Annotated in this window: 5 protein-coding genes; 2 read left to right on the top strand and 3 right to left on the bottom strand. The window is 61.8% G+C overall.

What is annotated here, in order from left to right; all coding sequences use genetic code 11:
• Nucleotides 1-156 precede the first annotated feature (156 nt).
• Nucleotides 157-1881 (top strand): lipopolysaccharide biosynthesis protein, encoded by a 1725-nt coding sequence (locus tag C2L80_RS12685; protein WP_239939005.1) that lies wholly within the window; start codon nucleotides 157-159, stop codon nucleotides 1879-1881.
• A 171-nt stretch (nucleotides 1882-2052) separates the two neighbouring features.
• Here C2L80_RS12685 and C2L80_RS12680 read toward each other — a convergent pair whose 3' ends face one another.
• The 3 genes from C2L80_RS12680 to C2L80_RS12670 form a co-directional block, all read right to left on the bottom strand.
• Nucleotides 2053-3351, bottom strand: a complete 1299-nt coding sequence (locus C2L80_RS12680; protein WP_103263329.1) for an MFS transporter — start codon at nucleotides 3349-3351, stop codon at nucleotides 2053-2055.
• Nucleotides 3352-3453: 102 nt separating this feature from the next.
• On the bottom strand, nucleotides 3454-4518 hold the full coding sequence (locus C2L80_RS12675; protein ID WP_103263328.1) for an ornithine carbamoyltransferase: 1065 nt from the start codon (nucleotides 4516-4518) through the stop codon (nucleotides 3454-3456).
• Between the two features lie 88 nt (nucleotides 4519-4606).
• Nucleotides 4607-5860: an agmatine deiminase family protein gene (locus tag C2L80_RS12670; protein WP_103263327.1), complete on the bottom strand. Its 1254-nt coding sequence runs from the start codon at nucleotides 5858-5860 to the stop codon at nucleotides 4607-4609.
• Nucleotides 5861-6115: 255 nt separating this feature from the next.
• On the opposite strand from C2L80_RS12670, the gene C2L80_RS12665 reads away from it, so the two are divergent.
• The coding region (locus tag C2L80_RS12665; RefSeq protein WP_103263330.1) for a TetR/AcrR family transcriptional regulator at nucleotides 6116-6809 on the top strand (694 nt) is incomplete at its 3' end.

The following is a 6809-nucleotide window of genomic DNA, read 5'->3' as shown; positions in this document are numbered from 1 at the left end:
ACCCCGTCCGCACCGCGTGCCGCCCGCCCCAGCCCCCTCGCGGCCCGCCACGCCCGTTTGCCTTCGCTATGAATCTTGTAGAGCGCGCATGGCGCGACCTCTATAATGGGGCAAGGCAAACCGAGCATCGCATGAAGGAGAAACAGGACTCGCATCATGAGCCGCACGCCAAAAGATCATGTCCATCAGGGAAAACACGGGCGAAACGACCGGTGCGCCCCCACCTCTCCCAACGCGGACACCATCGGCAGCGCCGCCCGTCCTTCGGACTCCACGCCCTTTCTCGGAGCGTCGTCCCGCGAACGCGAGCGCCATGCGTCCGGCAAACCGCCGCGCAGACCCAACTTCATCACCCGCAGCGTCAACCGTTGGTGCAACCGACTGCTCGGTGCCGTGTCCGAACGCTCGCTGACCGGCCAAGAAGCCGAATACGCCGCGCACCGCACCACCCGCGATTACGTATGGAACACCGTCGGCGTGGGAACGTGGGGCATGGTGTTCCCCATCCTCACCATCGTGGTCACGCAGCTTGCGGGCGTGGAGCAGGCGGGCATGTTCTCGCTCGCGTTCATCACCGCCCTCATGCTCATGTTCGTGGGCAACTACGGCGTGCGCACCTACCAGGCCTCCGACCTCGACGAGGAGCATTCGTTCGCCGACTACCAGGTGAACCGCTGGATCACCTGCGCGCTCATGCTGGCGGCGGGGGCGGCCTACTGCTCCATTCGCGGCTATGCGGGCGAAATGCTCGTCATCAGCGGGGGCGTGTACGTGTACAAGATGATCGATGCGCTCGCGGACGTGTACGAAGGGCGTCTGCAGCAAGCCGACAAGCTGTACCTGGCCGGCATCTCGCAAGCGTTCCGCTCGCTGACCGTGCTGTTCGTGTTCAGCTTGGCGCTGCTCGTCACGCGCAACCTGCCAATCGCATGCGTCATCATGGCCGTCGTCGCCGTTGCGACGTTTCTGTTCCTCACGCTGCCGCTCACGCTGTTCGAGACGCCGAAGTCGCGGCGGGCCAGCCTGTCGAGCGTCGCGACCCTCTTCAAGCAGTGCTTCCCGCTGTTCGTGGCGCTGTTCATGTACAACCTCATCGACAACATGCCGAAGTTCGTCATGGAAGGCGTGCTCTCGTACGACAACCAGCTGTACTTCAACGCGCTGTACTTCCCCGCCCACGCCATCCTGCTGACCGCCGGATTCGTGTACAAGCCGCTGACCATGCGCATGGCCCAAGCATGGGCCGACCCCTCGAAGCGCAAGAAGTTCAACATCATCATCGTGGCCATCTTCGCCATGATCGTCGTCCTCACGGGCGCGGTGATGCTGCTGATGAGCTGGATCGGCATCCCCGTCATGGGCTTTCTGTACGGGCTCGACTTCGAGCAATTCCGGGAACTCGCGCTCATCATGCTGGCCGCCGGCGGCGTCACGGCCGCCATCGAGTTTCTCTACCAGGTGATCACCGTGCTCAGAAGGCAGCGGGCCGTGACGAAGCTCTACCTGATCACGTTCGGATTCTCGTTGTTCGTGCCGGTGCTGCTCGTGAACTTCACCGGGCTGCCGGGCGCCGTCATCGGCTACCTCATCGTCATGTGCATCCTGCTCGTGCTGCTGTTCTGGGAGTACCTGCGCATTCGCGCGGCGCTCGCGCGCGAGGATGCCGCCCGAGAGGAGGCGCATGCGACGGGCCGCCACCTGCGTCCGAGCGAAGCCCGCGCCCAACGCGAGCGCCGCGAGCGCGTGCATGCGAAATGGGATACGAACCCGCGCGACAACGTCCCCAGCGACGAGGCGGTCGACCTTGCCGGCGGCCGCGCCCGCCACGGCCGCCACGTCGCCAACCGCCCCTGGGACGACGACGAGTTCGCCGAGGGCTGACGCCCTTCGCGCCCGCCCCCCGGCCCTCCAACCCCCTGATCGAACACACGGAAGGGCCCTTCGGCGAAGGGCCCTTCCGCAATCGATGTCACGGACGAGCGCGAGCGAACGCCCCTTCAGAGCGCACCGTGCAAACGAGCGCGTCACACGCCAAGTCGCACCGCCCTGCCGCTATCCGAGCGCAACGGGCTTCTCGTCCTCCCCTTCCACCCATTGCAGCTTCTTGCTGGTCGCCTTAATCACGAAGAGCAGGGCGATGATGGCGACGTTCATGGCGATGCACAGTCCGAACACCGCGTTGAACGTGCCCGTGGCCGAGTAGACGGCGGTCATGATGGGCATGCCGAACGCTCCGGCGATGTAGGCCACCCCGCACACGATGCCGAAGATGCGCCCGTAATCGCGGGACCCAAACACGCTCATGAGCAGGCACGTCAACCCGGAGCCAGCCACCACGTACATGACGTCGTTCACGCCTGCGCCGACGATGGCCAACCACGGCACCCCCGCTGAGCAGATGAGCATCACGAACGAGACGATGCTCACCACCGTCCACAGCACAAGGGCCTTGAAGGAACCCAGCTTGTCGCACGCCGAGCCGACGGCGGGATTGAGAAAGATGTCGAACAGGGACGCCGACGACACCATGATGCTCCCCGTCATCGCCCCCAGGCCAACCTCGACCGCATACGTCGGGAACAGCTGGTTCATGCACACGGTGATCTGCACGAAGCACAAGAACAGCACGCACGCGATGAATGCGGGGGACTTCACCGCCATCCTGAACGGCACGCCCCGCGTGGCAGCCACCTCCGCGCCGCCCTCTTCGGCCGCATCCGACTCCTCTCCGTAACCGTACGGGAGCATGCCTTTGTCCGAGGGCTTGAAGCGGATGATGAACATGATCGAAGGGATGACCAGGACAGCCGAAACAGCAGCCAGCACCAGATAGCCGTTCCTCCAGCCGACGGATTCGATGACCGCAGTTATAACCGGGCTCATCACCACCATGTACACCGAGTTGACCGCCCAGGCCAAGCCGATGGCGAGGCCCGCCTTTTTCCTGAACCACTGGTCGATGACGGCCGACATGCACAAGCCCGTGGTGAACGACATGCCGAACCCGATGACAAGCCCCGAAAGCAAGAACAGCCACACGTTTGAATAAAACGCCATAGCCGCTCCGGCTGCCAGAAGAACCACGGCCACCGCAACGTGCGTCCAGCGTCCGACGACCTTCGGAAGGATTTTGCCAACGAACATCATCGCCACGGCGATCCCCACGAGCGTCGCCGTGAAGTAATACGAGAACATGTTGTAGTCGATTCCCAAATCGTCGCAAACCGGCGTCATGAAGCAGCCCGCGACAACGCTGTAAGAGCCGGTGGTGCCCGCCGACATAAGGCCCAGTCCCAGCACCAGCACCCAGGCGAACTTGCCCGAGCTTTTCAAGTCATGCGCATGTTCCATAGGTATCGTTTCCCTTCAAACGATGAGCCGGGGCGTCTGCGAGCTCCCTCCCTGTGTCGCCGCGGACGCGAAGCGCAGGGCACGACGCCCCGGCAAGCGCTTTTACAGTCCCAGCACAGCCGCCATGATGGCCTTGATGGTGTGCTGGCGATTCTCCGCCTCGCGGAAGATGACCGAGGCGTTCTTCTCGAAGCACTCGTCGGTGATCTCAAGCCCCTCTTCGATAACCGTGCGCTCGAAGTCGTTCGGTGCTTGGGCGAGCAGCTTTCGGCCGATCTCATGGTCGGCGTTGTGCACGGAGGGAAGCTCGTGCATGCAGAAGACGTCGCGATTCCCCGCGCGCTCGCACAGCTCGCTCGACACGCGGTACGGCAAGAGGTCGTTCACATCGCCCATCCACGAGTCGTACTCTTCGGGGTCGAGCACCTGATCGCTCACGTCGGGGCTGCGATAACGCCATACCTCCGTGGTGATGACGTCGGCGCCCTGCACCGCATCCACGTCACTGGTGACCGTGAACTCGCAGTCGGGGCTCCAGCGGCGATACAGCTCGGCGATCTCGTCGATCCAAGGCTGGCGAAGGCGATAGCGGGGGTTCTCGGGGCCGATCACGCGCAGGTTCATGCCCAAGATGGCACACAGGCGTCCGTAGAAGTACGGCATGCCGGAGCAGTTGCCCACGTAGGCCATCGTCTTGTGGCGGCTCGAGCCCAGGCCGCCCCACTGCTCCTCCATGGTGAGCGCATCGGCAAGCATCTGCGTCGGATGGTCGTCAAGCGTAAGCGCGTTGATCACCGGGATGTCGCAATAGTCGGCGATCTCGTACAAAAACTCCTCGCGCAGCTGCGCCCTGATGACCAGCAGGTCGTACATGCCGGACAGCACACGAATCGCATCCTTCATGCTCTCGTCGTAGCCCATATGGGAGTTGGTGAGGTAGGTGAAGCCCATGCCGAGGTCGTTGCAAGACGTTTCGAACGCGCAGCGCGTGCGCGTCGAGCTCCACATGAAGTTGGCCACGACGTTCTTGCCGCAGAAGTGCCGCTGGTCGACGCCCGCCTTCTTCTGCGCCTTCAATTCCCAGGAAAGGTTGATCAGATAGCGAAACTGATCGGGCGTGAGATCGCGAAGATTCAAGACGTCCCGTCCGACAAGGTTGCTGTTCATAGCTTCGTTCCTTTCTGATATCATGAATGTGTTTGTCCGCATGCCGCGCGAAATCTGCCAGGATCGTTCGCGCGGCGCGCGTTTTCTCTTACGCCCCGTCCCGAACCGGGCCGGAGGCCGCAACGTTCTTCGTCCAGCAATGCACGCCGCCGCCGGTCATGTTGAGCGCCAGGCTGTCCACCATCACCACCGTGCGATCCGGAAAGCATTCCTCGAGCACTGCCCGCGCAGCCTCGTCCTTCTCTTTGATGGCCACGTCCATTCCCTCGCGCCAATAGCGCTGGCCGATGACGACGCCGTTGCAGATGAGGAAGTTGCAGTACCCCGTGGAAGCGATGAGGTGGATGTCGCCCCCTGGCCACGGCGTGCCATCGGCGAACGATCCACCCATCTCTTTGATGGGCCCTTCGTACAGCCCGTAGTTCTCATCGTCTTCGGTGAGCACGTAGTCGATCGCAATGGGAACGGGCATGCGCTTGATGACGAAGGGGTTGCCCTGAGCGTCCGTCTCCTTGGAAAGCACGTCGAAAGCGGCATCGAGACGCCTTTTGTTCTCCGCGTTGACTTCGCTCGCGCGCGCTTCCTCATCGGTCACTTCAGCGAGCAGGATCGTGTTTGCATCCACGAAACGGCACATCTCGTCGATATGGGCCGCGAAGCTCGATCCGAGGTACGGCACGCCATCGCGATACTCCAAAGGCCCATTGCGGAAATCGTCATCCTCGAGCATCGGACGCGGGATCCAGATGACCTTTTCCACGTTGTAGAGACGTTTGAACTCTGCCTCCACCTGCTCTTTCGCAAGCCCGGGATTGCGCTTGCGCACCTCGGTGTCCTCGATGCACATCATGACGCCTTGGCCGTTGAACTCCCGATCGCCCCCTTCCGACACGATGTCCGAATTCACCACGTCGAAGATTCCCAACGACACGCCCATCTGCACGGCGGCGATACGCGATTGCACGCAGTACGGATCATCGGCCGGCAGCGTCCCGTAATAGCTCCAATTCGGGTTGACGAGGATCCTGCCGCCCCGATCGTCCACCACAACCGTGGGCCCGTTGTCGCGCACGTAGAAGTTGGGATCCTTGAACTGCACGAATTCGATTTCCTCGACGCGAACGCCCCTTTCCAGCAAACTCGCCTTGGCGCGGTCGAGAACACCCTCAGCGCCGCAGTTGATATGGAGCGTCACGTCTCCGTGCTCTTGGAGCGCCTTCACGATCTCGGCGCACGACTGGCTGTTGTCGTAACCCTTCATCTGGTAGGCGTCGGGGATCCATTCCATGAAGACGTCTGACTGGGGCTCAAACTCCCCTGGATGCCGATAGTTCTCTAACACGGGTTCCTCCTCCGTGCTTTGGGAAGCGAACGTGTTCGTTCTCCTCCAACACTGTGTATGGTGTTTACCTACCGGTAAGTAAGTATTACTATAGCAAGCAGAGCCACCGCCGTCAACACGGAAAACAAGGGAGACGAGCAGAGTGGAGAAGCAGGAGAAGGATCGACGGAGGGCATGAGGTCTCCGAACTATATCCGACCTGCTCACGTATATGCTATTGTGGTAAGGGAACTGTTTTCAAAGAAAGGTTTGGCCGTGAGCGAACCGAGCACCAAAGACAAGATACGAGATGCCATGTACTCCTTGGTGGCCGAGAAGGGCTACGACAAAGCTTCGGTGAGCCAGGTGTGCACCCTAGTCGGAATCTCCAAACCGGCGCTCTATTACTATTTCGCATCAAAAGAAGAGTTGTTCCTGGACATGGTGAAAAGCCTCTACCCCGTGCTCGACCCCGAGGACAAAGGGTTCGTCGCTATCGTCGACACAAGCGAGTACTTCTCGTACCTGTACAAGATGGGCCGTTCCATCCTCGCCAACTACCATGGAGACGAAGAGCGTCGCCGCGTCCTCGCCGAGATCGACATGCAAGCCACGAGGATTCCTGCCGTCGCCCAGCATCAGCAAAGGCTGACGAGGAGCACCATCGATGCCTTCGCCGCTGTCCTGAGGCACGGCGTGGATATCGGAGCGCTGCCGAAAGACTACGACATCGAGAGCGCGGCACAGTATCTGTTCGTGATCACCTCGGGTTTCAGCACGCTCGTAGCGCAAAACGCCGATGTCGACACGATCGCCGTATGGGAGCGAACCGTCGACCTGCTTCTTGGGGGTGCGGACGTTTTTCCGGACGGCCTAGGCGGCCAGCCCCAGCCGCCTCCTGCGGCCGGCTATCGTATCGTACACCTTGCGCCCTCCCTCGTCGAACGCCTTCAGCCTCCCCTCCCGGTAC

It is taken from the genome of Rubneribacter badeniensis (assembly GCF_002899695.1).
In the GTDB taxonomy this organism is placed as follows: Bacteria; Actinomycetota; Coriobacteriia; order Coriobacteriales; family Eggerthellaceae; genus Rubneribacter; species Rubneribacter badeniensis.
Note: the sequence above shows the minus strand (reverse complement) of the source record. Positions and strands in the feature narration are given on the sequence as shown.

Bases quoted from the DNA above. Each gene is read 5' to 3' on its own strand.
- C2L80_RS12675 (WP_103263328.1), bottom strand. From the start codon at position 4,518: ATGAACAGCAACCTTGTCGGACGGGACGTCTTGAATCTTCGCGATCTC.
- C2L80_RS12685 (WP_239939005.1), top strand. From the start codon at position 157: ATGAGCCGCACGCCAAAAGATCATGTCCATCAGGGAAAACACGGGCGA.
- C2L80_RS12680 (WP_103263329.1), bottom strand. From the start codon at position 3,351: ATGGAACATGCGCATGACTTGAAAAGCTCGGGCAAGTTCGCCTGGGTG.